Source organism: Micromonospora sp. NPDC049275, assembly GCF_043197115.1.
In the GTDB taxonomy this organism is placed as follows: Bacteria; Actinomycetota; Actinomycetes; order Mycobacteriales; family Micromonosporaceae; genus Micromonospora.
Genome location: NZ_JBICSN010000014.1, coordinates 130,256 through 157,097, shown reverse-complemented (window position 1 = coordinate 157,097; position 26,842 = coordinate 130,256). Strand labels below are relative to the sequence as shown.

Here is a 26,842-nt window from a genome sequence, read left to right as displayed (position 1 = left end):
ACGCAGGCGGCGCAGGAGGGTGTCAACGTCCATCCGGTCAGCCCCGACCCCGGTGGTCGAATCGGTCCTCCCGATATCGCGTGATGTACTAGGGCGCGTGGAACTTCTGCACTCGGGCAAGGTTCGGGACATCTACGCCGACGGCGACGACCTGATCCTGGTCGCCTCGGACCGCATCTCGATCTACGACGTGGCGCTGCCGACGCCGATCCCGGACAAGGGTCGCCTGCTCACCGCGCTCTCCCTGTGGTGGTTCGAGCAGCTCGCCGACCTGGTACCGAACCACGTCATCTCGGCCACCGACGTGCCGGCCGAGTTCGCCGGGCGGGCGATCCGCTGTCAGCGGCTGGACATCATCCCGGTCGAGTGCGTCGCCCGGGGTTACCTCACCGGCGGCGGCCTGCGGGAGTACGAGCGCACCGGCGCCGTCTCCGGCGTGCCACTGCCCCGAGGGCTCGGTGAGGCGTCGATCCTGCCCGAGCCAATCTTCACGCCGTCGAGCAAGGCGCCGATGGGTGAGCACGACGAGCCGATCACGTACGCCGACGTGGTGGACAAGGTGGGCGGGGAGACCGCCGAGCGGCTGCGGCAGATCACCCTCGACGTCTACCGGCGCGGCGCGGAGCTGGCCGCCGACCGGGGCATCCTCGTCGCGGACACCAAGATCGAGCTGGGTTGGGCGCCGGACGGCACCCTGGTCCTCGCCGACGAGCTGCTCACCTCCGACTCGTCGCGGTTCTGGCCGGCCGAGTCGTACCAGCCGGGCCGGGTGCAGTTCTCCTTCGACAAGCAGTACGTGCGGGACTGGGCCACCGGCAGCGGCTGGAACAAGCTGCCTCCGGCACCGGACGTGCCCGCCGAGGTGGTCGAGGCGACCCGTGCCCGCTACGTCGAGGTCTACGAGAAGCTCACCGGCAACCGCTGGGAGTGAGCGAGGCGACGCCCGAGGCCCCTCAGTGGTTCCAGGCGTCGCCTCCGAACAGCCGCGCCCACAGGTTGTCGACCACGCCCGACGTGCCCCAGACGGTGTCCCCGTCGCCGTCCGTCCCGGCCGGGGCGAGCTGGGTCCCACCGCCGTAGACCAGGTAGCCCGGTCCGGTCGGCGAGCCGACCGCATGCCGTGCGCCACTGTGGATGCCGTACCCCACGAAGTCGCGCTCCCACTTGGACAGGAACCCGGCGGCCACGTTGTCGAGCCCGTCGACGGTGGCCTGGACCAGGTCCTTCAGCACCCCGACGTCGCCGCTGCCCAGGTGGGCGCCGACGTCGAACGCCGCCGCGCCGGCGATGGCCGCCGCTCCGCCGGTGGCGACGGCCTCGGCCATCGTCTCGATGCCCTTCAGGAAAGTGAGCGCCGACGCGGCGAAAGAGTTCGCAGTCGCCAGCGCGGACGCCGCGGCCGGTGCGCCGACGACGGTCGCCGAGGCCGCCGCGATGAAGCCGGCGAACACCGCCAGGATGGTGGACACCACCGCGTACGCCACGACGAGACAGAGCAGGACCCCGCCGACGCAGAGCATGGTGACGCCCACGGTCACCGTCAGCACCTGGGTGCCGACGACCTGGGTGCCGTACGCGTTGATGTGCGCCCCGAACGCGTCGCGGTCCTGGCCGCTCCACTGGGCCGCGGTCAGGGTCGCGATCGCGTCGTCGAGGTTGCCGTGGGCGGTGCCGAGCTGGTCGTACATGGCCAGCCAGTCGCCGCCCTTGCGCATGATCGTCTCGGGGTCGCACTGGTTGAAGTAGACGATCTGGGCGATCGGCCAGGCGGCGGGGATGACCGAGGCGGCCAGGCTGATCTCCGCCATCGCGATCTTCGCGGCGGCCGCGGGGTAGGTAGGGTCTGCCATGTCGGTCTCCGGCGTCGTCAGCGGGGAACGATGGTGCTGGCGGTCTCGGCGGCTTCCCAGTTGTCCGCCGTACGGCCCAACCGGGACCGGACCTCGGCGAGGTGCTCGCGTTTGGTGCGCAGTTGTTCCTCGACGAACTCGATCGCGCCGACGTAGGCGACCGCGAGTTGTGGCACCACCGAGGTGAAGTTGCTGTGTTCGATGGCGCGGGCGGACGTCAACAGCTCGGCGCAGGCGTCCAGGGGCGGCCCGACCTGACGTTCGATCGTCTCGCCCAGCGCGCGGATCGCCGGCGGGTCAACCTCGATCATCGACTCTCCCCGTGTGCGTGATCGATGTTCATGGTGCCGGAGCGCGGACAGCCTAACAGGATCATGGATGGGTGTGAGTGCCCGTCGCTGGTAGCCTGCGACCCATGCCAGCCGGATCGTCGACGCCCCCCGACAACTACGTGACCCGGATGGCCCGCCGACCGCGCTGGCAGCGGATTCTGGTGCCGATCCTCATGCTCCTGGTCCTCCTGGTGCTGCCCATCGGCCTCGGGCGCAATCTGATCGGCGCCGAGCGGGTCAGCATCCAGGTCGAGTCCTGCGACCTCGGTGGTGCGAAGGCGACCCAGCGGTGCCGGGGCACCTGGAGCATGTCCGACGGGCGGGTGGTCACCGGCCCGGTGGGCGGCGGTGCCCCGCACGCCGGGGACCGGGTCGACGGCTGGGCCAACGGCGACCGGGCCACCATCAGCCTGATGGCCTGGCTCATCGCCCCGCTGATGGTGGGCGGAGTCCTGCTGGCGGTGACGGTGGCGCTCGCCGTCGTCTTCCTGCGGGCGGGCGTGCAGCGGGTGCGGCGCGGCCGCTGACCTCCCGCTCCGAGCCGGCGCCTGTCAGACCCCCAGTTGGCGCCGCAGCCGTTCCAGCATCTCCGTGCTCTCCCGGATCGGCCCGCTGACCATGTCGTTGAGCTGCGCCAGCTTGGCCTGCGCCGCTGCCGGGTCGTGCAGCAGCGCGGAGGGACCGGCCGGCCCGCCCAGCTCACGCATCACCTCGGCGGTCGCTCGCTGAAGGTCGGCCCGCGCCGCCCGGAGGAGACCGGCGACCAGTTCCGACAGGTCGGCCGCGGGCATGCGCAGCGCGCGCGGATCGATGTGCAGCTCCTGGGCGGGGTCCTCGGCGGTGCAGGTGACCCGGACGAACCCGTTCTCGCTCTCCGCCTGGCCGGTCAGGCCGGCCAGGCGACCGCGCAGCTCCTCGCCGCGGCCCAACTGCTCCCGCATCCGCGCCGCCAGTTGCGCCATCGCGTCCGGAGTTGGTGTGGTCCCGATCGGCCCGCTCATCGTGCCCTCCCGCTGTCGTCCGTCTGAGCGGCCGACGGTACCCACCGGGGCCAACCTCTGTGGAGGGCGGATCAGCTCAGGCTCAGGAAGACCACGATGCCGACGACCAGCAGGACCACGCTGGCGGCGAGCAGCGAGACGAAGGTAACGACCACTGAGGAGGTCGAGCCCGTATCGGCTGCCTCGACGAGGATCCGGGTCGGGTTGGCGGGTTCGTACACCACGGTGACCGGCCCGGGCGCCGCCGACAGGGGGGTCTGCCGGAAACGTCCCGGCGTCGCGGTCACGACGGAACCGTCGACGGTCTGGTAGCGCACGACCGGGTAGTACGTGCGCGGGCCCTGGCCCAGGGTGACCGGTCGCAGCTCCACCACCTCGCCCGGCACCCGGACACCCCGGCGCAGCAGGCCGAGGTCCCGCAGGAAGCGGCCGACGGCGTACGCCATGCCTGCCACACCGAGGCTCGCCATGATCGTCAGAACCAGGTACGGCATCTCGTCATCCTCTCGGGTCGTGCCGGAGATCGATCACCGACGCGGGCTCACTCCACCCAGTCCAGGGTGCGCTGTACGGCCTTGCGCCAGTTGTGCAGCTCCCGCTCGCGCAGCTCGGAGGCCATGGCCGGTTCCCACTGCGCGTCCGAGCGCCACTGCGCGCGCAGGGTGGCGAGGTCCGGCCAGAAGCCCACCGCCAGGCCGGCGGCGTACGCGGCGCCGAGGCAGGTGGTCTCGGTGATCCGGGAGCGGACCACCGGCACGTCGAGCACATCGGCGAGGAACTGCATGAGCAGGCTGTTGGCGGTCATCCCGCCGTCCACCCGGAGTCGGCGCAGCGCCACGTCGGAGTCGGCGTTCATCGCGTCGACCACCTCGCGGGTCTGCCACGCCGACGCCTCCAGCACCGCCCGGGCCAGGTGCCCCTTGGTGATGTAGCCGGTCAGCCCGGCGATCACGCCCCGCGCGTCGCTGCGCCAGTGCGGGGCGAAGAGCCCGGAGAACGCCGGCACGACGTAACAGCCGCCGTTGTCCTCCACGGTGCGGGCCAGCTCCTCCACCTCCGGGGCCGTGGAGATCAGCCCGAGGTTGTCGCGCAGCCACTGCACCAGTGAGCCGGTGACGGCGATGGCGCCCTCCAGGGCGTACGCCGGTGGTTGGCCCTTGATCTGGTACGCGACTGTGGTGAGCAGGCCGTGCGCCGACGGCACCGGGCTGGCGCCGGTGTTGAGCAGCAGGAAGCTGCCGGTGCCGTAGGTGCACTTCGCCTCGCCCGGCTGGAAGCACGTCTGCCCGAACAGGGCGGCCTGCTGATCGCCGAGCGCGCTGGCCACCGGCACTCCCGCGAGCACGCCGGAGGCCGTGCCGTACACCTCGGCGGAGCAGCGGATCTCCGGCAGCATCGCCGCCGGCACGCCCAGCGCGTCCAGCAGCTCCGGATCCCAGTCGAGGGTGGTGAGGTCCATCAGCATGGTCCGGCTGGCGTTCGTCACGTCGGTGACGTGCTCGCCGGTCAGCTTCCAGATCAGCCAGCTGTCCATCGTGCCGAAGAGCACCTCGCCCCGTTCGGCGCGCTCGCGCAGACCGTCGACCTCGTCGAGCAGCCAGCGCGCCTTCGGGCCGGCGAAGTAGGTGGCCAGCGGCAGGCCGGTGCGGGCACGGAGGCGCTCCTCGCCGTACGCCGAGGCCAGCTCGCGCAGCAGCGGCCCGGTGCGGGTGTCCTGCCAGACGATGGCGTTGGCCACCGGGCGGCCGGTGGCCCGGTCCCAGACGACTGTGGTCTCCCGCTGGTTGGTGATGCCGACGGCGGCCAGTCCGGCCGCGTCGGTGCCGGCGGCCCGCACCGCCTCGGCGACCACCTGCTGGACGTTCTCCCAGATCTCCTCGGCGTCGTGCTCCACCCAACCCGGCCGGGGAAAGATCTGCCGGTGTTCGCGCTGGGCCGCGGCGACGATGTCCCCGGCGGAGCCGAAGACGATGCACCGCGAGGAGGTGGTGCCCTGGTCGATGGCGGCGACGTACTCGGGGGTCACGGCAGCACCGTACCCAAACCGGCGGCGCGGAGCGACCGACGTCACGTTGGCCTCCGCGTCGCCTACGATGTGCGAACGTGCGCGACATCGCCGTTTTCAGTGGAACCGCCCATCCCGACCTGGCTGCCGAGATCTGCGCCCACCTGGGGGTGCCGCTGCATCCGGTGCGGGTCTCCCGGTTCGCCAACGACTGTCTGGAAGTGCAGTTGCAGGCCAACTGCCGGGAGCGGGACGTCTTCCTGATCCAGCCGCTGGTGCCGCCGGTGCAGGAGAACCTCGTCGAGCTTTTGTTGATGATCGACGCGGCCCGGGGCGCGTCCGCAGGTCGGATCACCGTGGTGCTGCCGCACTACGCGTACGCGCGCTCGGACAAGAAGGACGCGCCGCGTATCTCGATCGGCGCGCGGCTCGTCGCCGACCTGCTCACCTCGGCGGGGGCGGACCGGGTGCTCGCGATGACCCTGCACTCGCCGCAGGTGCACGGCTTCTTCAGCGTCCCCGTGGATCATCTGCACGCGCTGCGCGAGTTGGCCACCCACTTCCGGCGCTACGACCTCAGCGACACGGTGGTGGTCTCGCCGGACCTGGGCAACGCCAAGGAGGCTGCCGCCTTCGCCCGGCTGCTCGGCACGCCGGTGGCGGCAGGTGCGAAGCAGCGGTTCAGCGACGACCTGGTCAAGATCAGTGCGGTGATCGGCGAGGTCACCGACCGGGACGTCATAGTGCTGGACGACGAGATCGCCAAGGGCAGCACTGTGGTCGAGCTGATGGAGCACCTGCGCGGCCTGAAGGTGCGCTCGATCCGGCTGGCCTGTACGCACGGCCTGTTCTCCGGCGACGCGCTGCGGCGGCTCAGCGACCAGGACGGCGTGTTGGAGATCGTCTGCACCAACACCGTCCCGATCCCGGCCGAGAAGCGGGTCGGGAAACTCGAGGTCCTGTCGGTGGCGCCAGCCCTGGCCGAGGCCATGCGCCGGATCCACAACGGGGAGTCGGTCTCGGCCCTCTTCGGCTGAGCCTGGCCCGGTCTCAGCGCTGGGTGCGGTCGGTGGCGGCGAGGGTGGCGGCGATTCGGACGGTGGTGCCGGCGGCGCTGGTGGCGATCTCCATGTCGTCGGTCAGCTCCCGGGCCAGCCAGAGACCCCAGCCGCCGGCGGTGTCCGGGGCGGGACGGGTCCGATCGCCCAGCCGCTGCGGGGTGATGCCCTGCCCGTGGTCCGCCACCTCGCAGAACAGCGCGCCCGGCTCCCGCCAGAGCCGCAGCCACCCACGCCCGCCGCCGTGCCGCACCGCGTTGGTGATCAGCTCGTTGACCGCCAGCACGAAATCGTCCAGCCGTTGGCCGTCGAGGCCGGAGGCGTGCGCGCAGGAGGTGACCGAGTGTCGAATCTCGGTCACCTGGGCCTGCTCGAAGGCCTCGGCGATCAGGAGGGAGGTTTCGATGGGCACAACCGTACGCGGTGCGTGCGGATCTGCATTCGTCATGGCCCGTCCCGACGGCGGATCTCGGAGTATTTCGCGGCTTTTCCACCGTACGTCAGGGTTCCTCGAGGCGCACTCCGTGGCACCGCGCGGCCGGCCCGGCTGTGGCATCCTGACCGCCATGCCGTCGCCACCGGGTGGTTTCGAGGTGCCGCTCTGGCGGGCGCTCACGGTGTTCCGGGTGGCCTCCCTCGTGTACGTCTGCGCGCTCGCCGTGCGCGACGCCGACCGGTACGACCACCCGTTCGCCGTCGCCGCCCTGATCCTGACGATGATCCTCTGGACCGGGGCGACGGCCGTCGGGTACGCCCGGCCCGCCCGGCGCCGCTGGCCGCTGCTGCTGGCCGACCTCGGGGTGGTGATCGCCATCGTGCTGTCCACCCCCTGGGTGGTCGGGCGGGAGGCGCTCGGGCACGGCGTACCCACCCTGGGGGTCGCCTGGATGGCCGGCCCGGTGCTGGCCTGGGCCGTCTCCGGCGGCCGGCGGCGGGGCACGGTGGCCGCGCTGCTTGTCGCCGGCGCGGACCTGGCCACCCGGGAGCCGATCGGCCAGTCCTCGTTCACCGGGGTGATCCTGCTGCTACTCGCCGGGGTGGTGGTCGGGCACGTGGCCCGGCTCGCCGTGGCCGCCGAGGAACGCCTGCAACACGCGGTGGAGCTGGAGGCGGCCACCCGGGAGCGGGAACGACTGGCACGCGACATCCACGACTCGGTGCTCCAGGTGCTGGCGCTGGTGCAGCGGCGCGGCGCGCACCTGCCCGGCGAGGCCGGCGAACTGGCCCGGCTCGCCGGTGAGCAGGAGGCCGCCCTGCGGGCCCTGATCGCGGGCACCGCACCGGCCGCTGCCGCCGGTACAGACGCGGTGGACCTGCGCAGCCTGCTCGGCAGGTACGCGTCGGCGGCGGTGTCGCTCTCGGCCCCCGCCACCCCGGTCACCCTGCCCCGGCAGGTGGCCGGCGAGTTGGCGGCCGCCGCCGGGGCGGCCCTGGACAACGTGGGCCGCCACGCCGGCGGGCGGGCCTGGGTGTTGATCGAGGATGAGGGGGAGACCGTGACCGTGTCGATCCGTGACGAGGGGCCGGGCATCCCGGACGGCAGGCTGGTCGAAGCCGCCGCGCAGGGGCGGCTCGGCGTGGCCCGGTCGATCCGCGGGCGGGTGACCGACCTCGGGGGCACGGTCCGGATCCTGTCGATCCCCGACGCCGGCACCGAGATCGAACTGACCGTGCCGAGGACGCCGCGGTGACGGCCGTGCGGGTGATGGTCGTCGACGACCATCCGATGTGGCGCGAGGGTGTGGCCCGCGACCTGGCCGAGGCCGGCTTCCTCGTGGTGGCGACAAGCGGCGAGGGGCGGCAGGCGATCCGGGTCGCCGCCGCCGTCCGACCCGACGTGGTCATCCTCGACCTGCAACTACCGGACATCTCCGGCGTCGAGGTGGTCGTCGGCCTGCGTGCCGCGCTGCCCGACGTCCGGGTGCTGATGCTCAGCGCCAGCGGCGAGGAGCAGAGCGTGCTCGACGCGGTCAAGGCGGGCGCCACCGGCTACCTGGTGAAGTCGACGGCGCCCGCCGCGTTCCTCGACGCGGTCCGCCGCACCGCCGCCGGTGACCCGGTCTTCACGCCAGGCCTGGCGGGGTTGGTGCTGGGGGAGTACCGGCGGCTGGCCGCCGGGCCGGGGCAGGGCACGACCGGGGACGCGGAGCCGGGAATGCCCCGCCTCACCGACCGGGAGACGGAGGTGCTGCGCCTGGTGGCCAAGGGGATGTCGTACAAGCAGATCGCGCAGCGGCTCGGCCTGTCCCACCGCACCGTGCAGAACCACGTGCAGAACACGCTGGGCAAGCTGCACCTGCACAACCGTGTCGAGTTGACCCGGTACGCGATCGAGCGTGGCCTGGACGACTGACCTGCTCAGACCGAGCGCGGCGGCTCGGTCTCGTGGATGGCCAGCTCCTCAGCGGTCGCCCCACCGCCCGCCGACCCGGCGTCGTACGCCACGGAGTCGGTCTCCTGGTCGGTGTGCGCCCCCTCGTCCGGTTCCACCAGCCGACCCACCGTGTGGTCGGCGACCGTGCCGAGCTGGCCGTGGTCGTAGAGGGAGACCGGCGAGTTGGGATCCGAGGTCGGCCCCGGGTCCATCACGTCGGCGTCCAGCTGGGCCTCCGCCGCAGCGGCCTCGTTCTCGGCCTCGAAGGCGATCTTCGGGTCGACCGGGCCGGCCAGCGGGTCGTCCACCGGCCGCTCGTAGACCTCCCGGTCGAGCTTGTAGTCCAACGACTCCCCGTCGAGTTGCTCCTCGGCGGTCGTCCCGAAGCGGTCCACCGCCACCGGCGTCCGGTCGCCGGGCAGCTGGGCCGGCTCCGGGCCGTCCGCTTCGCGCCCGGTGAGCACGTCGTCGTTGGCGGTCGAGTCGTCATCGGCGGTGTCGGGCAGCCCCTCCGCCTCGGTGTCGGACACGGGGGTGGGATACTCGTTGTCGCGCATGTCTGATCACTACCCGCTGCCCTCCCGCCGTAACCGGAGCACCGCCGGTCATGCCGCGCCGAACCGGACACCGGGTGCGGGAGGTCCGTCAGCCGCGCGCCGCCTCGTCGTCGGGGTGCAGCACGCACCAGACGACCTTGCCGTCCGGCACCATGCTGGTGCCCCACCGGCGGGCCACGGTGTCGATCAGCAGCAGGCCCCGGCCACCCACACGGTTCGGCGGGGACAGGCCGGCGAACGTGGGCCGGCGCGACGAGTGGTCGCGAACCGCCAGGTGCAGGGTGTCGCCCTGCGGTGCCAACCGGACGTTCATCGGCGTCCGGGCATGTATGACCACGTTGTTGACCATCTCGGTGACCACGATCTGCGCTGGTTCGGTCAGGGCCGGCATGCCCCAGCGCGCGCAACCGGTGGCGACCAGCTCGCGGGCCTGCCGAGCGGACTCCGCGGTCGGCGGCAGCTCGGCGGTCAGCACCGCCGCCAGTGGGGCGGCGGCGACCGCGGCCAGCGCGGCGTCCAGGGTGGGCCAGGCCGGCACACCCGCCAGGACGGCGTCGCGGCGACCGAACCCGGAGACCGCCGGGTCGCAGAGCAGCAGGTCCGCGGCGGGCCAGTCGGCGACCTCCCGACGGACCTCGGCGAAGACGCTCCGCCCGGCCGGATCGCTGACCAGCAGCCCGGTCACGTCGGCGACCACCGGGCCGGTTCGGTCGCTGAGCCGTGCGAGCAACACGTCGTGGATCCGGCCCGCCTCGGCGGCGTCGAGCACGCCGCTCAATCGGACGACCGGGGACGACTCGTCGACCTCCACCCGACAGCGCTCGTCCACCGGGATGGTCGCCTTCGGGTGTGGCACGCGGACGAACGGCGCGTCCGGTCGGTCGATGCCTGTCATCAGCGGTCCGATCGGGATCGGCGGTTCATGGCCATCGTGCCGACGGCGGTGCCGGCTGCGGCGAGACCGAACGCGGCGGTCATCCGCACCAGCTGACGCCGCCGACCGTGCCAGCCTCCGCTGCGGTCGGCCTGCCCGTCGGCGTGGAAGACGTTGCCGGTGCTGTCCAGCCGCGCACCCGGGCCGAACTGGGTGCGGTGGACGTACCAGCCGAGGGTGCGCTCCACCAGAGCCGGCGCCAGCCGCCACTGCAGGCCGACCAACCGGGCGGCGCCACCGGCGTACGCCTCGCGGCGCGGCCGGCGCAGCAACCGCACGATCGTCTCGGCGACCACCTCCGGCGGGTAGACCGGCGGGGGTGGCACCAACTCCCGACCGCTGTGGTTGGCCGCGTGCCGGAAAAAGGGGGTGTCGATGGTGGCCGGCAGCACGGTGCAGACCGAGATCTGCCCCCGGCCGGTGACCCGCAGCTCCTGCCGGACGGTGTCGGCCAGCCCGCGGATGCCGTGCTTGGCGGCGTTGTACGCCGACTGGTACGGCATCGCCACCTCGGCCAGCACCGACGCGTTGTTGACGAGCACGCCGCCGCCGGCCGCGCCGAGGTACGGCAGCGCGGCCTTGATGCCGTGCACGGTGCCCAGCAGGTTGACCTCCAGCACGCGCCGGAACTCGGCGACCGGGATCTCGTCGAACAGACCCACGGCGCTCACCGCGGCGTTGTTGACCCAGGCGTCGATGCGGCCGAATTCGCCCACCGCGCGGTCGGCCAGCCGCTGCACCGACTCCAGGTCGGTCACGTCGGTCGGGACGGCCAACGCCCGGCCGCCCAGTTCCCGGCAGCGCTGCGCGACCTGTCGCAGCGCGGGCTCGCTGCGGGCGGCGAGCACCACGGCGGCGCCCCGGCGAGCCAGCGCGTACGCCGTGGCCGTGCCGATCCCGCTGGACGCGCCGGTGATCACCACTGTCGAATCGTCGAGGGTGCGGGTCAGCGGCATTCCTGTGCGGTACCCCAGGCCGGGCCCGGTCATACCACCGGCCGCCGGTGGATCATCGACGATGCGCCCGACGCGCGGCGGGAACGGGGCCACTGTTATTGCCGTGGCGCAAGTGTCGGTGGCACCTGCGGTGACTGTTCCCGATCTGCCAGGTTTCGGCTCCGGGTCCACAGGTTAATGGGACGCTCTGACCGGGACCGCCGAGGAAAAGATCGCAGGGAGGTGACCCATGCGCGTCGGCCTCGTCTGCGCGCACACCAGTTCGTACCGGCACGCCGACGGCCCGCCGGTCGGCACCCAACAACACATCGCGCGGGTTGCCGCCGAGCTGGCCGGCAGAGGCCACGACGTCCGCATCTACGAGCGCCGGGACGATCCGGGGCTGCCGGCGACAGCGGAGGTCGACGGCTACCAGGTGCACCGGGTGCCCGTCGGCCCGGCGACCGCCCTGCCCACCGCCGGGCTGATCCCGCACGTCACGGAGTTCGGGCGGTGGCTGACCGACGAGTGGGGCGGCGCCTGGCGTCCCGAGGTGGTGCACGGGCACTACTGGATCGGCGGCCTGGCCGCCGCGCACGCCGTCCGGGAGACGGACATCCCGGTCGTGCAGACCTTCCACTCGCTCGGGGTGGAGCAGTTGCGCCACCTGGGCGGCGAGTACGACGGCCCGGGTGAACGGATCCCGCTGGAGCGGGCGCTGACCAGGGCGGTGGACATCGCCGTCGCCCAGTGCAACGACGAGGTGGACGAGCTGACCCGGATGGGTCTGCAACGCACCTCGGTGGCGATGGTGCCGGCCGGGGTGGACATCGCGCAGTTCCACCCGGACGGCGAGGCGGCGCCGCGCGAGCAGCGCGCCCGCATCCTCTCCGTCGGCGGCCTGTCCCCGGGGCACGGCCAGGACGACCTGATCCGGGCGATGCGACTGGTCGGTGACGCCGAGCTGGTGATCGCCGGCGGCCCACCGGCCGGTGACCTGGCCAACCACGCGGAGGCGCGTCGCCTCCGCGAGCTGGCCGAGCGGGCCGGGGTAGCCGACCAGGTGCGCCTGGTCGGGGCGGTTCCGCACGACCAGATGGCCACCTGGTACCGGTCCGCCGACGTGGTGGCCTGCACCCCGCACTACTCGTCGGCCGGTCGGGTCTCGCTGGAGGCGATGGCCTGCGGCGTGCCCGTGGTCGGCTATGCGATGGGTGGCCTGGCGGACGCCGTGGTCGACGAGGTCACCGGCCGCCTGGTGCCCCCCGGGGACGTGCGGACGCTCGGGGTGTCCCTGCGCCGGCTGCTCGCCGACAACGCCGGCCGGTTCGCCTACGGTCACGCCGCCGTGGACCGGGTCCGCAGCAGCTACACCTGGGAACGGACCGCCGGGGCGCTGGAACGCCTCTACGAGCGGGTGGTGAGTCGCCGCAAGCCCGTCGAGGCCTGAGTCGAGGAAGCCCACGCCGCGCCTCTACCGGGCGGCGTGGGCTCTACGGTCGGATCGGCCGGCCGGGGCCGACCATGCCGCTCAGACGGGCCGGCCGGCGCCGACCATGGCCCGGTCGCGTCGGTGCGTCACCGAGCGGTGCTGCTGCGGCTGGGCGTAGCGGGTCAGGCCGATCACGGCGGCCAGGGTGACCAGGAAACCGGCGGCGGCCAGCCACTCCCGACCCGGCCAGATCTTGTCGTTGAGCAGCAGCAGGCCGACGATGGCCGCCGGCACCGCGCCGGCGGCGTCCATGGCGGCCACCGCGGCGGTCGTCGAGCCGCGCTGCATGGCCAGGCCGAGCAGCAGTTGGCCGACGATCGAGTGGGCGATCAGCAGGTAGAACAGCGGGTTGGCGAGGAACGCCTCGGCCGACGGCGCGGACGCCAGCGGCCGGGCCGCGACCGCGGCCGAGGAGAACGCCAGCCCGGCCAGCGAACCCAGGGCCACCGACCCGGGCGCTCCGTGCAGTCGGACGGCGAAGACGCCGAGCACCGCGATCACCCCGAGCGCCACCAGCAGGGCCACCGAGCCGGCGGTGCCGAGCTGCTTCGACGGTGCCGGCCGCGCGGCCAGCACCAGCGCGGTGATCCCGGCGAAGAGCAGCGCCAACAGGGCCACCTCCGCCATCGGCAACCGCCACTTCAGCACCAGCACCCCGATGATGGCTGTCACCCCGAGCCCGGCCGCCACGCTCGCCTGCACCAGGAACAGGGGCAGGTCCCGCCGGGCCAGGAAGGCGAGCACGAAACCGCCGATCTGGCAGCTCAACCCCACCAGGTACGACCGGTGCCCGGCCAGTCGCAGCAGCAGACCCGGATCGAACGAGTGGTGCACTGTGGTGCGGGCCGCGGCCACCGACTGGAGCAGGTTGGCGAAGCCGTACGCGACGATCATCGCCGCGAGGAAGCACCAGCCGGAGGAGACCACCTGGCGAGGATAGAGGTTGCCGGGGGTCAGCGCTCGGCTGGCCGATTCAGCCGGGCGAGGATGTCGGCGTGCAGCACACCGTTGGTGGCCACCACGCTGCTCTCGGTGCCCGGCTCGCCGGTCGGGGACGGTCGGCCATCCAGATCCGTGATCGTCCCACCCGCCTCCGTGACGATCGGTACCAGCGCCGCCACGTCCCACAGCGACAACTCCGGCTCGGCCATCACGTCCAGGGCACCCTCGGCCAGCAGCATGTAGCCGTAGAAGTCGCCGTACGCCCGGCTGCGCCAACCGGCACGCAGCAGGTCGAGCAGCGCGTGGAGCCGCCCGGCGTCCTCCCAGCCGGTCAGCGACGAGTAGCAGACGCTCGCGTCGGCGACCCGGCGCACCGTCGAGACTCCGATCCGGTCGCCCGCGGCGGGACCCGGCCCGGCGTACGCGCCCGCGCCCGCGCTCGCCCACCAGCGTCGGCCCAGCGCCGGCGCCGACACGACGCCCACAGCGGGCCGGTCGCCGTCGTACAGCGCGATCAGGCTGGCCCACACCGGCACGCCACGGACGAAGTTCTTGGTGCCGTCGATCGGGTCGACGATCCACCGCCTGCCGTTCCTGTCGACGGACGGCTGCGCGCCGTACTCCTCGCCGAGCAGCCCGTCGGCGGGCCGGTGCTCGGCGAGCAGCGCGCGGATCTCCCGCTCCACGGCGGTGTCCGCGTCGGAGACCGGCGTCAGGTCCGGCTTCGTCTCCACCCGCAGGTCGAGCGCCCGGAACCGGTCCATGGCGATGGCGTCGGCCCGATCGGCGAGCAGGTGGGCGAGGGCGAGGTCGTCGGCGTACCCGGTCATGCCGGCAACCTAGCCGACGCCCGACGGGTCACTCGTCGGGCCCGCGCCGGTCACCCTCGCCCGGCCCGCGCTGGTCGCTGTCGCCGCGCGCGTCGCCGTCGCCGGCCCGCGAGGCGAGCAACCGGCGGTACGACGCCAGCCGGCGCGGGTCGGCCTTGCCGGCGGCCACCCAGGCGTCCAGCCCACAGTCGGCCTCGTCGGTCGTGTGTGGGCAGTTGGGCGGGCAGTCGACGGTGCCCTCCACCAGGTCGGGGAAGCCGTGCAGCAGGCTGTCGGCGGAGACGTGCGCCAACCCGAAGCTGCGGATGCCGGGGGTGTCGATGATCCAGCCCGGATCGGTGTCGACCCCGGGCACCGGCGGCAGTCGCAGCGCCACCGCGCTTGTCGACGTGTGCCGGCCGCGACCTATCGCGCTGACCACCCCGACGGCGCGCAGCGCGTCCGGAACGAGGCGGTTGACGAGCGTCGACTTGCCCACCCCGGAGTGCCCGACCATCACCGACACCTTGCCGCTCAGCAGCGCGCGCAGGGCACCCAGGTCGGAGTCGGGGCGGTTGAGCACGTACGGCAGCTCCAGCTCGGTGTAGTAACCAAGCACCTCCTCCGGCCCGGCCAGGTCGGCCTTCGTGAGGCAGAGCAGTGGCTCGACATCGGCGTCGTACGCGGCCACCAGGCAGCGGTCGATGAACCCGGTGCGCGGCGGTGGGTCGGCCAACGCGCTGACGATCACCAACTGGTCGGCGTTCGCCACCACCACCCGTTCCAGCCGACCCTCGGCGGTGGTCTCGTCGTCGTCGGCGGTGCGGCGCAGCACGGAGCGGCGCTCGGCGATCCGGACGATGCGGGCAAGTGCGCCCTGGACGCCGGAGGTGTCCCCGACGAGGCTGACGCGGTCACCCACGACCACCGACTTGCGGCCCAGCTCACGGGCCCGCATCGCGGTCACGGTGGGCAGCTCGGCCCCCACCACGCCGCGTTCGGCGCCGGCCAGCACGCACTGGTAGCGCCCCCGGTCGACGGCTATGACGAAGCCGTCCACCGCGTCGCTGTGCTGGGGCCGGGTGCGCGTACGCGGACGCGAGGACTTCCCGGGCCGGACCCGTACGTCGTCCTCGTCGTACTCCCGCCGTTTGGTCGCCAGGACCTGTCCTCTTCTCGCGTCAGCTCTTGCCGGTCACCATCGCTGACCATAGTGCCGGGAACTCGGGCATGGTCTTGGAGGTACACCCGACGTCGTCCACCTCGATGCCCGGAACGGCGAGCCCGACCACCGCTGCGGCGTGCGCCATCCGGTGATCGTGGTAGGTGCCGAACATCCCGCCGCGCAGCGGCCGGGGCCGGATCTCCAACCCGTCCGGCTTCTCGGTGATGTCGGCCCCGAGGGCGGCGAACTCCCGCGCCAGCGCGGCCAGTCGGTCGGTCTCGTGGCCGCGGATGTGCGCGACGCCTGTGAAGACCGACGGCGAGTCGGCAAGCATGGCCAGCGCGGTCAGCACGGGGGTCAGCTCGCTGACGTCGGACAGGTCGGCGGTCAGGCCGTGCACCACGCCGGTGCCCCGGACGGTCAGCCCGGCGGTGGTGAGGGCGACCTCGCCGCCCATCCGGTGCAGCAGCGAGCGGAGCTGCTCGAGCGGCTGGGCGCTGCTGTGTGGCCACCCCGCGAGGGTGACCTCGCCGCCGGTGACCAGGGCGGCGGCGAAGAACGGCACCGCGCCGGAGAGGTCCGGCTCGATCTCCCAGCCGCGCCCGGTGAGCGGGCCGGGCTCGACGGTCCACACGTCGGGCGTGGTGTCGTCGACGGCGGCGCCGGCGGCCCGCAGCATCCGCACGGTCATCCGCAGGTGCGGTGCGGAGGGCACCGGCGGGCCGACGTGGCGGACCACGACGCCCCTGTCGAAGCGCGGGGCGGCCAGCAACAACGCGGAGACGAACTGGCTGGACACGGACGCGTCGATCACCACCTCACCGCCGGCGACCCCACCGGTGCCGAGCACGGTCAGCGGCAGGCTGCCAGTGCCTGTGACGTCGATCCGGACGCCCAGCGAGCGCAGCGCGCCGACCAGCGGACCGAGCGGGCGGGTGCGGGCGTACGGGTCGCCGTCGAAGGTGACCTGCCCGTCGGTCAGCCCCGCCACCGGCGGCAGGAACCGCATCACGGTGCCGGCCAGCCCCACGTCCACGTGCGCCGGGCCGACCAGCGGGTGCGGCCGGACCAGCCACCGCTCGTCGTCGCTGATCGAGACGTGCGTGCCCATCGCCCGCAGACCGGCGGCCATCAGTTCGGTGTCGCGGGCCCGCAGCGGCTCGGCAAGCGTCGACGGCCCGGCGGCCACGGCGCTGAGCACCAGGGCGCGGGCTGTCATCGACTTGGAGCCGGGCAGGCGCAGTGTCGCCGCCACCGGGTCGGACGCGGTCGGTGCGCTCCACGGCTGCGGTGGCCGGGTCGCGGTCAGATTCCCCACGGTTACATTCTGCCGTGTCGGCCGATGGGTGACGCCCCCCGGCCGTCGTACTCCCGGTTGGCGGGACAGCAGGCCGGACCCCCGACGGGTTAGCGTGAGGGTATGTGCGGCAGGTACGCCACGACCCGTGGCTCCGGCGAGTTGAGCGCGCTGTTCGAGTCGTCCGACGACACCGACGGCGCGATCCGGCCGGATCACAACCTCGCGCCCACCGATCGCGCGCCGCTGGTCCGGCTCAGCCCGGAGGGGCACCGCAGCCTCTGCGTCGCCCGTTGGGGGTTCCTGCCGCACTGGTCCCGGTCAGCCGCCGGCGCGGCCCGCATGATCAACGCCCGTGCCGAGACGGTGGCCACCAGCCGGGCGTACGCCGGCGCGTTCGCCCGCCGCCGCTGCCTCGTGCCGGCCGATGGCTGGTACGAGTGGGTCCGCCAGCCCGAGGGCGCCCGGCAGGCGTACTTCATGACCCCGGCCGACGGCTCGGTGCTCGCCCTGGCCGGCATCTGGTCGGTGTGGGAGTCCGACGCCGAGAGCCGGCTCACCTTCAGCGTGCTGACCACCGCGGCGCTCGGCGAGTTGGCCGAGGTGCACGACCGGATGCCGGTGCTGCTGCCGCCCGATCGGTGGTCGTCCTGGCTGGGGCCGTGCGACGAGCCCGAACGCCTGCTCGCGCCCGCGTCGCCTGATCGGCTGGCCGGGTTGGAGATCCGCCCGGTCGGGCCGGCGGTGGGCGACGTCCGCAACGACGGCCCGGAGTTGACCGCACGGGTCTCCGTCCCGCCGTTGTCGGCGCCACCGGAGCTGACCCTGTTCTGAAAATGACAGGCATCGTCGAGCTCCGATTTGACGGGGTTCCGATCGATTCGTCGCCTGGCCGTTCAGCCATGTTCTCGGTAGACCCTTGTCCCGGTGTCCGGAAGTGCGATACAACACAGCGCCGGTAGTGGCTGTCGATTCGCACGGGGCGGACGACATCCACCGATCTTGCCGGTCCCACGGGGGAGGTGGGTGGAATGACACGGGCGCGTATGCCCCGCCCGCACGAGGTGGCTGCGGCACGGAGAGATCCGCGGCTGCTGCGAGCCTTGCGAGAACGCCGACAGGACGACGCGTGGCGCACCAGAGGAACGTGCCAGAGCGTCGATCCGGAGACGTTCTTTCCGGCACCTAACGAACCGGCGGACTCCGCCGTCGCGCTGTGCCGCAGTTGTGACGTGCAGGGGTCCTGCTTGGCCTGGGCGCTGGAGGTGGGCGACTGCCACGGCGTGTGGGGCGCGACCACACCCCGCGAGAGGCGGGCGATGCTCGTCGCCTGGCGCGGCGAGGTCGAGCCCGATCCGGACGCGGCCGACGACGCCGGGCCTCCGGTACGCGACCGCCTGCTCACCCTGGTGCCGCTGAGCTGACCGCCGGGGTGAACCCATCTCGGTGACCGGCGGGGTCGGCGCAGAATGGGTCGGTGCTGCCCAGCGAAGAGATCGACACCCCACGCGGCCCGGCGCGGATCGACACCGACCTGCCGGCCCGGTCGCCGTCCGCCCTGCTCGTGCTCGGGCACGGGGCGGGCGGCAGCGTGGACGCGCCCGACCTGCTCGCGGTGCGGGACGCTGCTGTCGCGGCCGGCCTGACGGTGATTCGGGTGACCCAGCCCTACCGGGTCGCCGGCCGGCGCGCGCCGGCACCCGCCGGGCACCTCGACGAGGCGTGGACGGCGGTGCTCACCGCGCTGCGCGCTCGCCACGACGAGGCGCCGACGGTGCTTGTCGGGGGTCGTTCCAGCGGCGCGCGGGTGGCCTGCCGGACGGCCCGCGCGGTGGGCGCGGCAGGCGTCGTGGCGCTGGCCTTTCCGCTGCACCCGCCCGGCCGACCGGAACGCTCCCGGGCCGCCGAGTTGGCGACCGGCCTGCCGACGCTCGTGGTCAACGGCGACCGGGACCCGTTCGGGGTGCCGGCGTCGGGGCCGGCCGTGCAGGTCGTGACCCGGCCGGGTGAGACGCACGACCTACGGCGGGACCCGGCCGGCACCGCAGACGTGGTGCGGAACTGGCTGCGCCTGCACCGCTGGGCGACCGACTGACCGTTTCCGCTGCCCGGCGCGGGTCGTTGCATCCGATGGTGCCGCCGGCTCGATCCGGACGGGCGACACCAGTCCTCCCAGGCCCTTCCTGGTCCCAGCGCCGGCGCCACCGGGGTCGGGACCAGGAACGGGAGAGCCGGGCGGAATGCCTCACGGGTCAATCCGCGTTACTAACCCCGGACGACTTATCTGCGAGGGGGGTGACCGGTGCCGACCGAGACACGAAGCCTGGAACGGGACGAGCGGGACGCCCGGCAGCTGCAGCGGCTGTTGGATGGTCCGGACTGGCCCGTGACAGCGGGACCGGGCGGGGTGGGTGCGGTGAGCACGGGCACACCGGCCGGAAGTGAATCTGTGGGCAGGTCCGTGCGCGTATCCTCGGCGGGAAAGCATCCGACGCGAGGGGATGTGCGGTTGACCACCGAGAAGACGGACGAGCGCAGGGCCCGGTTCGAGCGGGACGCGATGCCATTCGTCGATCAGCTCTACGCTGCCGGGCTGCGCATGACGCGCAACCCGGCGGATGCCGAGGACCTGGTCCAGGAGACCTACCTGAAGGCGTACGCGGCCTTTCACCAGTTCGAGCAGGGCACGAACCTGAAGGCCTGGCTCTACCGGATCCTGACCAACACCTACATCAACTCCTACCGCAAGCGGCAGCGCCAACCGATCCAGGCGCCCACGGAGGAGATCACCGACTGGCAGCTCGCCGAGGCCGAGTCGCACACCTCCAGTGGTCTGCGGTCGGCCGAGACCGAGGCTCTGGACCGGCTGCCGGACAGCGACGTCAAGGAGGCCCTCCAGCAGTTGCCGGAGGAGTTCCGCCTGGCCGTCTACCTGACCGACGTGGAGGGCTTCTCCTACAAGGAGGTCGCCGACATCATGGGCACGCCGATCGGCACCGTGATGTCGCGTCTGCACCGTGGCCGTCGTAATCTGCGCAAGCTGCTCGAGCAGTACGCCGGGGAGCGGGGCTTCAGTGCGGCCCGCTCGTCGAAGGGCTCGACCGCTGCCGCTGCCGGCCGGGAGGTGTGACGTGAGCTGTGGAGAGCCGCACGAGACGGACTGCCGCGAGGTTCTCGCGGAGGTCTACCTCTACCTGGATCTCGAGTGCGCCGACGAGCGGCGCTCGCTGATCCGGCACCACCTCGACGAGTGCGGGCCGTGCCTGCGCGAGTACGGGCTCGAGCAGGAGGTGCGGGCACTTGTCGCCCGTTGCTGCGGCAACGAGACGGCGCCCGATCAGCTGCGTGAGCGGCTGCGGGTCAAGCTCACCGAGCTGGTGGTCTTCGAGACCAGCGATTCCCGCGAGCTGGCCGACTGAGCGTCGGCGTACCGAGACGGTGAAACACCGGTGGCCCGGGTCGATCTCGACCCGGGCCGCCGGCGTACCCGGCCTCCGCCGGGTCGGACTGACCGGTGACGGGCCGTCGGCCCGTCGGCGCGTTCAGGAGTTGGGACGCTTGCCGTGGTTCGCGGCGCTCTTCTTACGGGCCTTCTTCTTGCGGGACTTCTTCGCCATGCTGACCTCCTCGTGATGGGTCGGATCCGTGCTGCGCGCGGCCTCGCGCCGGTGCACCCACCGGCCGCCCGGCGTCGGGTCCGACCCGCTGATGGTAGTGCGCTCGACACCCGACGCCTTCCCCCGGGGCTGCCTGACCGGTGGGCCGCACCGCTCCGCACCCACGTCCCACCCTCGCGTGATTGGATACGTCGGCAGGCACATCGCGAAAAAGGGAGGGCCGTGGACATGGCCGAGGAGATCCGCGCCGAGATGGTGGCGAACGTCTGGAAGGTCGTCGCGTCGACCGGCGACACCGTGTCCGAGGGCGACACCCTGGTGATCCTCGAGTCGATGAAGATGGAGATTCCGGTCGTTGCTGAGGCCGACGGCGTGGTCCAGCAGCTCGCCGTGCACGAGGGCGACGTCGTGCAGGACGGCGACCTGATCGCGGTGATCGGTTGAGCGGCCTGCTGGTCCGGCTCGCCGACGCGGCAGACTTCCCGGCGGTTGCCCGGCTGACCGTGGCCGCGTACGAGGCGGATGGGCAGCTCAAGGGCGAGCACGGGTACGGGACGGTGCTGGCCGACGTGTCGACCCGGGCCGCCAGCGGCGAGGTGCTGGTCGCGGTCGACGAGGCGACCGGCGCGGTTCTCGGCTCGGTCACCTTCGTGCTGCCGGGTACCCCGTTCGCCGAGTTGTCCGGGCCGGGTGAGGCGGAGTTCCGCATGCTGGCTGTCGATCCGGCCGCGCAGGGGCGGGGCGTCGGTGCGGCGCTGGCCCAGGCCTGCGTCCGCCGGGCGGCCGAGTTGGGCTGCACGGCGGTCGTGATCTGCGTCCGCGCGGGCATGGCCGTTTCGGCCCACCGGCTCTACGAGCGCCTCGGGTTCGTCCGCATGCCGGAGAAGGACTGGTCGCCGCTGGAGGGCGTGGCCCTGCTCGGTCTGCGGTTGGATCTGCCCCGCACCTGACCGGGGCGGCTCATCGAGCCGTCTGCTGGCCGAGCTGGCTCGTGCCCGGCTGGCTCGTCGCGACTGCTGGCGAGCTGGGCTCGTCAGCCCCGCGCGCCGGCGGCGTTGGCCGAGGCCGCGTCCTCGTCGGGCTCCGCGCCGATCGCGGCCAGTAACTCGTCGGCCACCTCCAGGGCGAGCCGGCGGCGCTCAGCGTCGGTGATGTCCGGTGCGCGCACCGCGAACCAGCTGGTGTGCACGGCGAACAGTGACAGGGTGGCGCGCAGTTGCGCGCGGGGAGAGTCGTCGCCGCGGCAGAGCGCGCTGGCGAGCCGCATCATCCGGCCACGCATCTGCTGGCCGGAGGAGAGGCTCTTGAGCACTGTCTGGTTCTGCTCGAAGAAGCGCATCACCGACGGCATGTCGCCGCCGAACATCGTGTCGGCGTAGCGGGAGATGAGCGCACGGCGGGTGGCCAGGGTCGCCGGCTGCGAGTCGGCCCAGGCGGTCAGCGCGTCCATCTGCTCCAGCCGGTCCTCCACGAAGCTGGCGACGATGTCGTCCTTGCTCTTGAAGTGGTAGTAGAGCGCTGCCTTGGTGACATTGAGGCGTTCGGCGATCTCCCGCAGCGAGGTCTTCTCGTACCCCTGCTCGGTGAAGAGCTCCAACGCGACGGCCTTGATCCGCTCTCGGGTGCCGCCTGTGCTCTCCCTCACCCACGCCCCCCAATTCATTTGACCGCCAGTTGGTACCCAACTTACCGTGCGGCTAGTAAGGTGACTAGCCGGGCGGCAAGTAAGTACGGCAATTCTCGGGGGGAGCTTACCCATGACTCAGGCAACACAGGCCGGCGCACGACCCAACGTACGGGTCGTGCTGTTCGGGCTGATGATCGCGATGATGCTCGCGATGCTCGACAACATGATCGTCAGCACCGCGCTGCCGCGGATCGTCGGCGAGTTCGGCGGCCTCGACCACTTCACCTGGGTGGTCACCGCGTACGTCCTGGGCACCACCGTCTCCACCCCGATCTGGGGCAAGCTCGGTGACCTCTACGGCCGCAAGTCGGTCTTCCTGACCTCGGTGGTCATCTTCCTCGTCGGCTCCGCCCTGTGCGGCATGGCCGGCTCGGGGATGTTCGGCGGCCCACAGGACGGCATGGTGCAGCTCATCGCCTTCCGCGCCGTGCAGGGCCTGGGTGCCGGCGGCCTGATGGTCGGCGTGATGGCGATCATCGGCGACCTGGTTCCGCCGCGCGAGCGTGGGCGTTACCAGGGCATGATCGCCGGCATCATGGCCATCGCCATGGTGGCCGGCCCGCTGGTCGGTGGCTTCATCACCGACAACCTCTCCTGGCGCTGGGCGTTCTACGTGAACCTGCCGCTGGGCGGCATCGCGCTGCTCGTGCTGATCACCACGATGCACCTGCCGAAGTACCGCACCGAGCACCGGATCGACTGGCTCGGCGCAGCGCTGCTCTCGGTCGGTATCACCGCGATCGTGCTGATCACCACCTGGGGCGGCAACGAGTACGACTGGACCTCGCCGCAGATCCTCGGCCTGGCCGTGGTGGCGCTTGTGGCGCTTGTCGCGTTCGGCCTGGTGGAGCGCCGGGTCCCGGAGCCGATCCTGCCGCTGGCGCTGTTCGCCAACCGCAACTTCGCGCTGATCTCGCTGATCGGCTTCCTGCTCGGCTTCGCGATGTTCGGCGCGATGAACTTCCTGCCGCTCTACCAGCAGACCGTGCAGGGGGCCTCGGCCACCAACAGCGGCCTGCTGCTGTTGCCGCTGATGTTCGGCATGCTTGTCGTCTCGCTGGTCATCGGCCGGGCGATCACCAAGACCGGCAAGTACCGGGCCTACCCGATCATCGGCGGCGTGGTGATGACCGGGGGCATGGCACTGCTGTCCATGCTCGACACCGACACCAGCAAGCTGCAGTCCTCGCTCTACATGGTCGTGCTCGGCGCCGGCATGGGCTTCCTCATGCAGACCTCCATGCTGATCGCGCAGAACAGCGTGGAGCAGAAGGACCTCGGCGCGGCCAGCGGCGCGGCCACCTTCTTCAGGTCGATCGGCGGCTCGTTCGGCATCTCGCTGTTCGGCGCGATCTTCGCCAACCGGCTCGCCGACTCGGCCGCCGGCAGGGCGTTCACCGGCGGCGGCGAGGGCGGGGGGATGGACCTGGAGAAGCTCAAGCAGCTGCCCGCCCAGGCGCGTGAGCTGGTCCTCACCGGCCTCTCGGACGCGATCTCGCACGTGTTCCTCTGGGCCGTGCTCTTCACCATCGTGATCCCGGTGCTCGCCTGGTTCATCAAGGAGATCCCGCTGCGCACCGCCAACGAGGCGCCGGCCGGGACGGCCACCCCGGAGGAGGAGGCCGAGATCGCCCTCGGCAAGGCGCCGGTCGCCTGACCCCTACCGACAGCGCGCGCCGCGTCGTCCCCCCGAGGGGGAGGCGCGGCGCGCGTTTTCACCGGCGGTGGGTCAGGCGGTGCCAGAGGCGGCGTAGCGGGTTGCGGGGACGGGGGAGCCGGGGGGTCAGCTCGCCGAGCATCCGGGTGGCCAGTGCCGCCGTGTCCGGGTCCAGGGCGGGAGCGGCCAGCGCGAGGTGGGCCAGCGAGACCGCTATCGGCACCGGCCGGGCCTGGGCCACCGCCGCCGCGTCGGCCAACCGCTCGGCCACCACGCGGGCCACGTCCGGTCGCACCGCCGGGTCCACCCAGGCGGCGGTGATCAGGGCGAACAGCGCCGCCTCGGTGACCCAGTCCTCCACACCCCAGACCAGGTCCACCAGCACCCGGCGCCGGGTCGAGTCCGCCCAGGGCTCGTCGGTGCGCTGGTGCAGCAGCCCCAGGCAGGCCCACACCTGCACCCCACGAACCCAGATCGACGGATCCTGGGCGGCCAGCAGTCGACCCAGCCCGTTCGCCGGCGCCGCGGGCGGGTGCACCAGCAGCCCGAGCAGGTCGTCGACGTCGAGGCCGGCCAGGCCCACCGCCGCGTCGTAGGCCGCCGGCGGGTGCGGCCACGCCGGGTGGGCCACCTGTGCGATCCGTTCGACGGCTGCCGGCGAGGGCGCCGGCAGCGCGGGCGTCGGCACGTCCTCCGCGAAGTGCCACAGCCGCTGCGCGGACGGGCGTCGGGGCTCGCGCGGGTCAGGCTTCGCCGCGCCGGCGACCTCGATCCGCAGGCCGGGGGCCACCGCCGTCGCCGTCCGCAGGGCGCTCGGCGGGGCTGCCGCCGCGAGGCGTACGGCGCCGCCGATGCCGATGTCGTCGGCGGCGACCGCCTGGCGGAGCGCGTCGACCAGGGGGCCGCCGGCCGGGGTCAGTTGCCCGAGCCAGGGCCGGCCCCGGCAGCACTGGGCCAGATCGCCGTGCTCGTGGCTGTCGTCCGGGTGGTCACGGATGAAGTCGGCGAGCGCGACCAGGTGGGACAGGTCGCCGTCGCGAAGGTGCCGCAGGCGGTGCGCGGTGTGCACCGCGCAGTCGAACGACGGATCCCGGGCCAGGGCCCGCTCGGTCCACTCCAGCGCCTCGTTGAGTCGGCCGATGTCGGCGAGGGTGCCGGCGATGTCGGCGTAGACGGCCAGGTCGTCGGGGTCCAGGTCGACGGCCCGGCCGAGCGCCGCGAGGGCGTCGCGGGTCCGACCCGCGCTGCGGTACGCGTACCCGAGCCAGACCTCGCCCATCTTCGACGGCTGGCACCGTACTCCTCGGCTGGCCCAGCGGATCGCCAGCGTGACCTCGCCGAGCCGCCGGGCCAGCGCGGACGCCGCGCCCAGCAGGAGACCGTGCTCGGGGTGCACGGTGGCGGCGTTGCGGGCCAGCGTGAGGTACGGCGTGAGGGCCGCCCGGCCGGCCCGTGGCACCGGGTCGGTAAGCGCCGCGCAGACCTGCATGAGGACGCGGGCGATGTGGTCCGGCGCCAGCCGTTCGACAAGCTCGGAGGCGGTCACCCACGGCACGCCCGCCCACTCGGTGCCGGGGGCGTGGCCGGTCGCCGCGGCCAGCAGCTCCAGCCCTTCGGCGGGGCGACCGGCGGCGGCCAGCAGGTGCGCGCGGGCGACGACCGCGCCCACGAAGGTGTGGTGGCTGATCGGGAAGAGGTCGAGCCCTCCGCCGTCGACCGCGGCGAGGCGGGCCAGCGTCTCGTGCACCTCGGGCAGGGTGGGCGCCCGCGCCAGCGCGCCGGCGAGGTGGCCCGCAGCGTGGTGCAGGTCACCCTCGTCGAGTGCCAGCCGGGCGAGGGCCAGCTCCTCCGTCGCGGAGAGCGCGGGGTCGTCCCTTCCCTCGGGCACGGTGTCCTCTCGTCGCAGCTAGCAGGCAGCCGGGCCAGCGTAGTTGATATTGAGATGATCAAGTGATCAACTGCGCAGTCCTGCTCGAACAATTGCTGCTGCCGACTTTACCGTGCAAGACTGAGCAGGAAACGCGCGGCAATCGCGCATGAGGGGAGCGTTCGTGACACGTCCAGGGTCCGGAATGGCCGCCGACATCGACGAGCAGCCCGCCGGCTACGCGCGCCTGCTCGACAGCGCCAACGCCGCGGCGATCGCCCGGGTGGCGGCTGTCGTGGCCGAGCGTCGACCGCGACACGTGGTCTTCACCGCCCGGGGCACCTCCGACCACGCGGCCCTCTACGGGGCGTACCTGACCGAGATCCGGCTCGGCCTGCCCGCCGGGCTCGCCTCGCCGAGCGTGGTCACCCTGTTCGGTGCCCGCCCCGACCTGTCCGACGCGCTCGTCGTCGGGGTGAGCCAGAGCGGTGGCTCACCCGACCTGGCCGAGGTGCTGCGCTCCGCGCGGGCCTCCGGCGCGCTCACCCTCGCGGTGACAAACGCCCCCGGCTCCCCGCTGGCCGAGACTGCCGAGTTGAGCATCGACATCGCCGCCGGGCACGAGCGGGCGGTGGCGGCGACGAAGACGTACACCGCCGAACTGCTCGCCCTGCTCATGCTCGTCGAGGGCATCCGCGCCGGCGACGGCGTGCTCCCGGCGGCCGAGCGGGAGGCGCTCGCCGCGCTGCCCGACCTCGCCACCAGGACGCTCGCCGACGACACCCCGGCCCAGCTCGCGCCCCGCTACCGCTTCGCCCGCCAACTGGTCACCACCGGCCGTGGGTACGCCTACCCGACCGCCCGTGAGGCAGCGCTGAAGCTGATGGAGACCTCGTACCTGCCGGCGCTCGCCTTCTCCGGCGCCGACCTGCTGCACGGCCCGCTCGCGATGACCGACCCGGAGGTCCCGGTGCTCGCCGTGGTCGGCTCCGGCCCGGGTGGGCGGTCGATGGGCGAGGTGCTGCCCCGTCTCGGCGAGCGGCGCGCCGACGTGGTGGTCGTCGGCTCGGCCGACGTGCCGGGCGCCACCCGCCTCGCCGTCCCCGAGGTGGACGAGCGGTACGCGCCGCTGCTGGACATCCTGCCGTTGCAGCGCCTCGCGCTCGCGTTGGCACTGACCCGTGGCGAGGACCCGGACGCGCCGCGCGGGCTGAAGAAGGTCACCGCGACGATGTGAGGCGCGGCGCGGCGTGGCACCCTGGT

The 26,842-nt window shown here is 72.8% G+C and carries 30 protein-coding genes and 1 pseudogene; 15 read left to right on the top strand and 16 right to left on the bottom strand.

The genetic code is table 11. The features are described from left to right. Positions 1 to 97 precede the first annotated feature (97 nt). A complete protein-coding gene (locus tag ACGFIE_RS28920; protein WP_393300488.1) occupies positions 98 to 931 on the top strand; it encodes a phosphoribosylaminoimidazolesuccinocarboxamide synthase in 834 nt (277 codons plus the stop codon). A 22-nt stretch (positions 932 to 953) separates the two neighbouring features. Here ACGFIE_RS28920 and ACGFIE_RS28915 read toward each other — a convergent pair whose 3' ends face one another. After that, positions 954 to 1,850, bottom strand: a complete 897-nt coding sequence (locus tag ACGFIE_RS28915) for a hypothetical protein (protein ID WP_363680077.1) — start codon at positions 1,848 to 1,850, stop codon at positions 954 to 956. 17 nt (positions 1,851 to 1,867) lie between these two features. Next, positions 1,868 to 2,161: a hypothetical protein gene (locus ACGFIE_RS28910; protein ID WP_363680075.1), complete on the bottom strand. Its 294-nt coding sequence runs from the start codon at positions 2,159 to 2,161 to the stop codon at positions 1,868 to 1,870. 104 nt (positions 2,162 to 2,265) lie between these two features. Here ACGFIE_RS28910 and ACGFIE_RS28905 point away from each other — a divergent pair, with 104 nt between their 5' ends. After that, positions 2,266 to 2,709, top strand: a complete 444-nt coding sequence (locus ACGFIE_RS28905) for a hypothetical protein (protein WP_363680073.1) — start codon at positions 2,266 to 2,268, stop codon at positions 2,707 to 2,709. A gap of 24 nt (positions 2,710 to 2,733) precedes the next feature. On the opposite strand, the gene ACGFIE_RS28900 is transcribed toward ACGFIE_RS28905, so the two are convergent. The 3 genes from ACGFIE_RS28900 to glpK all read right to left on the bottom strand — a co-directional run bounded on the left by ACGFIE_RS28900 (position 2,734) and on the right by glpK (position 5,209). Continuing rightward, a complete protein-coding gene (locus ACGFIE_RS28900) occupies positions 2,734 to 3,183 on the bottom strand; it encodes a YbaB/EbfC family nucleoid-associated protein (protein WP_393300484.1) in 450 nt (149 codons plus the stop codon). A gap of 71 nt (positions 3,184 to 3,254) precedes the next feature. Further along, entirely contained in the window at positions 3,255 to 3,677 is a 423-nt protein-coding gene (locus ACGFIE_RS28895; protein ID WP_393300481.1) for a DUF3592 domain-containing protein, read from the bottom strand. 47 nt (positions 3,678 to 3,724) lie between these two features. Then, positions 3,725 to 5,209, bottom strand: a complete 1,485-nt coding sequence (glpK, locus tag ACGFIE_RS28890) for a glycerol kinase GlpK (RefSeq protein ID WP_393300478.1) — start codon at positions 5,207 to 5,209, stop codon at positions 3,725 to 3,727. Between the two features lie 77 nt (positions 5,210 to 5,286). Between glpK and ACGFIE_RS28885 the strand changes: the two genes are divergently transcribed. Next, complete coding sequence (locus ACGFIE_RS28885) at positions 5,287 to 6,225, top strand: ribose-phosphate pyrophosphokinase (RefSeq protein WP_344358057.1); 939 nt, start codon at positions 5,287 to 5,289, stop codon at positions 6,223 to 6,225. 13 nt (positions 6,226 to 6,238) lie between these two features. Here the strand turns inward: ACGFIE_RS28885 and ACGFIE_RS28880 are convergent, their stop codons facing one another. Beyond that, positions 6,239 to 6,694 carry an ATP-binding protein gene (locus ACGFIE_RS28880; RefSeq protein ID WP_393300475.1) on the bottom strand — a complete coding sequence of 152 codons (456 nt, stop codon included), beginning with the start codon at positions 6,692 to 6,694 and terminating at the stop codon, positions 6,239 to 6,241. A 118-nt stretch (positions 6,695 to 6,812) separates the two neighbouring features. Between ACGFIE_RS28880 and macS the strand changes: the two genes are divergently transcribed. Continuing rightward, entirely contained in the window at positions 6,813 to 7,937 is a 1,125-nt protein-coding gene (gene macS / locus ACGFIE_RS28875) for a MacS family sensor histidine kinase (RefSeq protein ID WP_393300472.1), read from the top strand. 14 nt (positions 7,938 to 7,951) lie between these two features. Continuing rightward, a complete protein-coding gene (locus ACGFIE_RS28870; RefSeq protein WP_393300531.1) occupies positions 7,952 to 8,599 on the top strand; it encodes a response regulator in 648 nt (215 codons plus the stop codon). Between the two features lie 5 nt (positions 8,600 to 8,604). Here ACGFIE_RS28870 and ACGFIE_RS28865 read toward each other — a convergent pair whose 3' ends face one another. The 3 genes from ACGFIE_RS28865 to ACGFIE_RS28855 all read right to left on the bottom strand — a co-directional run bounded on the left by ACGFIE_RS28865 (position 8,605) and on the right by ACGFIE_RS28855 (position 11,067). Then, entirely contained in the window at positions 8,605 to 9,177 is a 573-nt protein-coding gene (locus ACGFIE_RS28865; protein WP_007464755.1) for a DUF5709 domain-containing protein, read from the bottom strand. Between the two features lie 88 nt (positions 9,178 to 9,265). Further along, complete coding sequence (locus ACGFIE_RS28860) at positions 9,266 to 10,072, bottom strand: ATP-binding protein (RefSeq protein ID WP_393300468.1); 807 nt, start codon at positions 10,070 to 10,072, stop codon at positions 9,266 to 9,268. Then, positions 10,072 to 11,067 carry an SDR family oxidoreductase gene (locus ACGFIE_RS28855; RefSeq protein WP_393300465.1) on the bottom strand — a complete coding sequence of 332 codons (996 nt, stop codon included), beginning with the start codon at positions 11,065 to 11,067 and terminating at the stop codon, positions 10,072 to 10,074. The genes ACGFIE_RS28860 and ACGFIE_RS28855 overlap by 1 nt, the downstream gene beginning before the upstream one ends. 229 nt (positions 11,068 to 11,296) lie before the next feature. Between ACGFIE_RS28855 and ACGFIE_RS28850 the strand changes: the two genes are divergently transcribed. After that, on the top strand, positions 11,297 to 12,496 hold the full coding sequence (locus tag ACGFIE_RS28850) for a glycosyltransferase (protein ID WP_393300463.1): 1,200 nt from the start codon (positions 11,297 to 11,299) through the stop codon (positions 12,494 to 12,496). Here ACGFIE_RS28850 and ACGFIE_RS28845 read toward each other — a convergent pair. The 4 genes and pseudogenes from ACGFIE_RS28845 to aroA form a co-directional block, all read right to left on the bottom strand. Continuing rightward, positions 12,454 to 13,432, bottom strand: a pseudogene (locus ACGFIE_RS28845) (hypothetical protein). The gene ACGFIE_RS28850 and the pseudogene ACGFIE_RS28845 overlap by 43 nt on opposite strands. A gap of 59 nt (positions 13,433 to 13,491) precedes the next feature. After that, complete coding sequence (hisN, locus tag ACGFIE_RS28840; RefSeq protein WP_393300460.1) at positions 13,492 to 14,310, bottom strand: histidinol-phosphatase; 819 nt, start codon at positions 14,308 to 14,310, stop codon at positions 13,492 to 13,494. Positions 14,311 to 14,338: 28 nt separating this feature from the next. Beyond that, entirely contained in the window at positions 14,339 to 15,349 is a 1,011-nt protein-coding gene (gene rsgA, locus ACGFIE_RS28835; RefSeq protein ID WP_393300457.1) for a ribosome small subunit-dependent GTPase A, read from the bottom strand. 121 nt (positions 15,350 to 15,470) lie between these two features. Then, complete coding sequence (gene aroA / locus ACGFIE_RS28830) at positions 15,471 to 16,772, bottom strand: 3-phosphoshikimate 1-carboxyvinyltransferase (RefSeq protein ID WP_393300454.1); 1,302 nt, start codon at positions 16,770 to 16,772, stop codon at positions 15,471 to 15,473. Between the two features lie 102 nt (positions 16,773 to 16,874). Here aroA and ACGFIE_RS28825 point away from each other — a divergent pair, with 102 nt between their 5' ends. The 5 genes from ACGFIE_RS28825 (at position 16,875) to rsrA (ending at position 20,170) form a co-directional block, all read left to right on the top strand. Further along, positions 16,875 to 17,585: an SOS response-associated peptidase gene (locus tag ACGFIE_RS28825; RefSeq protein ID WP_363680050.1), complete on the top strand. Its 711-nt coding sequence runs from the start codon at positions 16,875 to 16,877 to the stop codon at positions 17,583 to 17,585. Between the two features lie 197 nt (positions 17,586 to 17,782). After that, on the top strand, positions 17,783 to 18,175 hold the full coding sequence (locus ACGFIE_RS28820) for a WhiB family transcriptional regulator (protein ID WP_358104262.1): 393 nt from the start codon (positions 17,783 to 17,785) through the stop codon (positions 18,173 to 18,175). Positions 18,176 to 18,228: 53 nt separating this feature from the next. Next, positions 18,229 to 18,846, top strand: a complete 618-nt coding sequence (locus ACGFIE_RS28815) for an alpha/beta family hydrolase (protein ID WP_393300451.1) — start codon at positions 18,229 to 18,231, stop codon at positions 18,844 to 18,846. 207 nt (positions 18,847 to 19,053) lie between these two features. Next, positions 19,054 to 19,881: a sigma-70 family RNA polymerase sigma factor gene (locus tag ACGFIE_RS28810; RefSeq protein WP_363680046.1), complete on the top strand. Its 828-nt coding sequence runs from the start codon at positions 19,054 to 19,056 to the stop codon at positions 19,879 to 19,881. A 1-nt stretch (position 19,882) separates the two neighbouring features. Beyond that, entirely contained in the window at positions 19,883 to 20,170 is a 288-nt protein-coding gene (rsrA, locus tag ACGFIE_RS28805) for a mycothiol system anti-sigma-R factor (protein ID WP_030490399.1), read from the top strand. A 123-nt stretch (positions 20,171 to 20,293) separates the two neighbouring features. On the opposite strand, the gene ACGFIE_RS28800 is transcribed toward rsrA, so the two are convergent. Next, a complete protein-coding gene (locus ACGFIE_RS28800; protein ID WP_369814844.1) occupies positions 20,294 to 20,368 on the bottom strand; it encodes a 50S ribosomal protein bL37 in 75 nt (24 codons plus the stop codon). Between the two features lie 222 nt (positions 20,369 to 20,590). Here ACGFIE_RS28800 and ACGFIE_RS28795 point away from each other — a divergent pair, with 222 nt between their 5' ends. Both ACGFIE_RS28795 and ACGFIE_RS28790 read left to right on the top strand, forming a co-directional pair. Further along, positions 20,591 to 20,812: a biotin/lipoyl-binding carrier protein gene (locus ACGFIE_RS28795; RefSeq protein ID WP_393300448.1), complete on the top strand. Its 222-nt coding sequence runs from the start codon at positions 20,591 to 20,593 to the stop codon at positions 20,810 to 20,812. Beyond that, on the top strand, positions 20,809 to 21,318 hold the full coding sequence (locus ACGFIE_RS28790) for a GNAT family N-acetyltransferase (RefSeq protein WP_393300445.1): 510 nt from the start codon (positions 20,809 to 20,811) through the stop codon (positions 21,316 to 21,318). Before ACGFIE_RS28795 ends, ACGFIE_RS28790 begins: the two co-directional genes overlap by 4 nt. An 83-nt stretch (positions 21,319 to 21,401) precedes the next feature. On the opposite strand, the gene ACGFIE_RS28785 is transcribed toward ACGFIE_RS28790, so the two are convergent. After that, complete coding sequence (locus ACGFIE_RS28785; RefSeq protein ID WP_363680040.1) at positions 21,402 to 22,013, bottom strand: helix-turn-helix domain-containing protein; 612 nt, start codon at positions 22,011 to 22,013, stop codon at positions 21,402 to 21,404. A 112-nt stretch (positions 22,014 to 22,125) separates the two neighbouring features. Between ACGFIE_RS28785 and ACGFIE_RS28780 the strand changes: the two genes are divergently transcribed. Next, positions 22,126 to 23,712, top strand: a complete 1,587-nt coding sequence (locus ACGFIE_RS28780) for an MDR family MFS transporter (RefSeq protein ID WP_393300442.1) — start codon at positions 22,126 to 22,128, stop codon at positions 23,710 to 23,712. Between the two features lie 58 nt (positions 23,713 to 23,770). Here ACGFIE_RS28780 and ACGFIE_RS28775 read toward each other — a convergent pair whose 3' ends face one another. Beyond that, positions 23,771 to 25,600, bottom strand: a complete 1,830-nt coding sequence (locus ACGFIE_RS28775; RefSeq protein WP_393300439.1) for a tetratricopeptide repeat protein — start codon at positions 25,598 to 25,600, stop codon at positions 23,771 to 23,773. Between the two features lie 184 nt (positions 25,601 to 25,784). Here ACGFIE_RS28775 and ACGFIE_RS28770 point away from each other — a divergent pair, with 184 nt between their 5' ends. Next, a complete protein-coding gene (locus ACGFIE_RS28770) occupies positions 25,785 to 26,816 on the top strand; it encodes an SIS domain-containing protein (RefSeq protein ID WP_393300528.1) in 1,032 nt (343 codons plus the stop codon). The last annotated feature ends 26 nt before the right edge of the window (positions 26,817 to 26,842 follow it).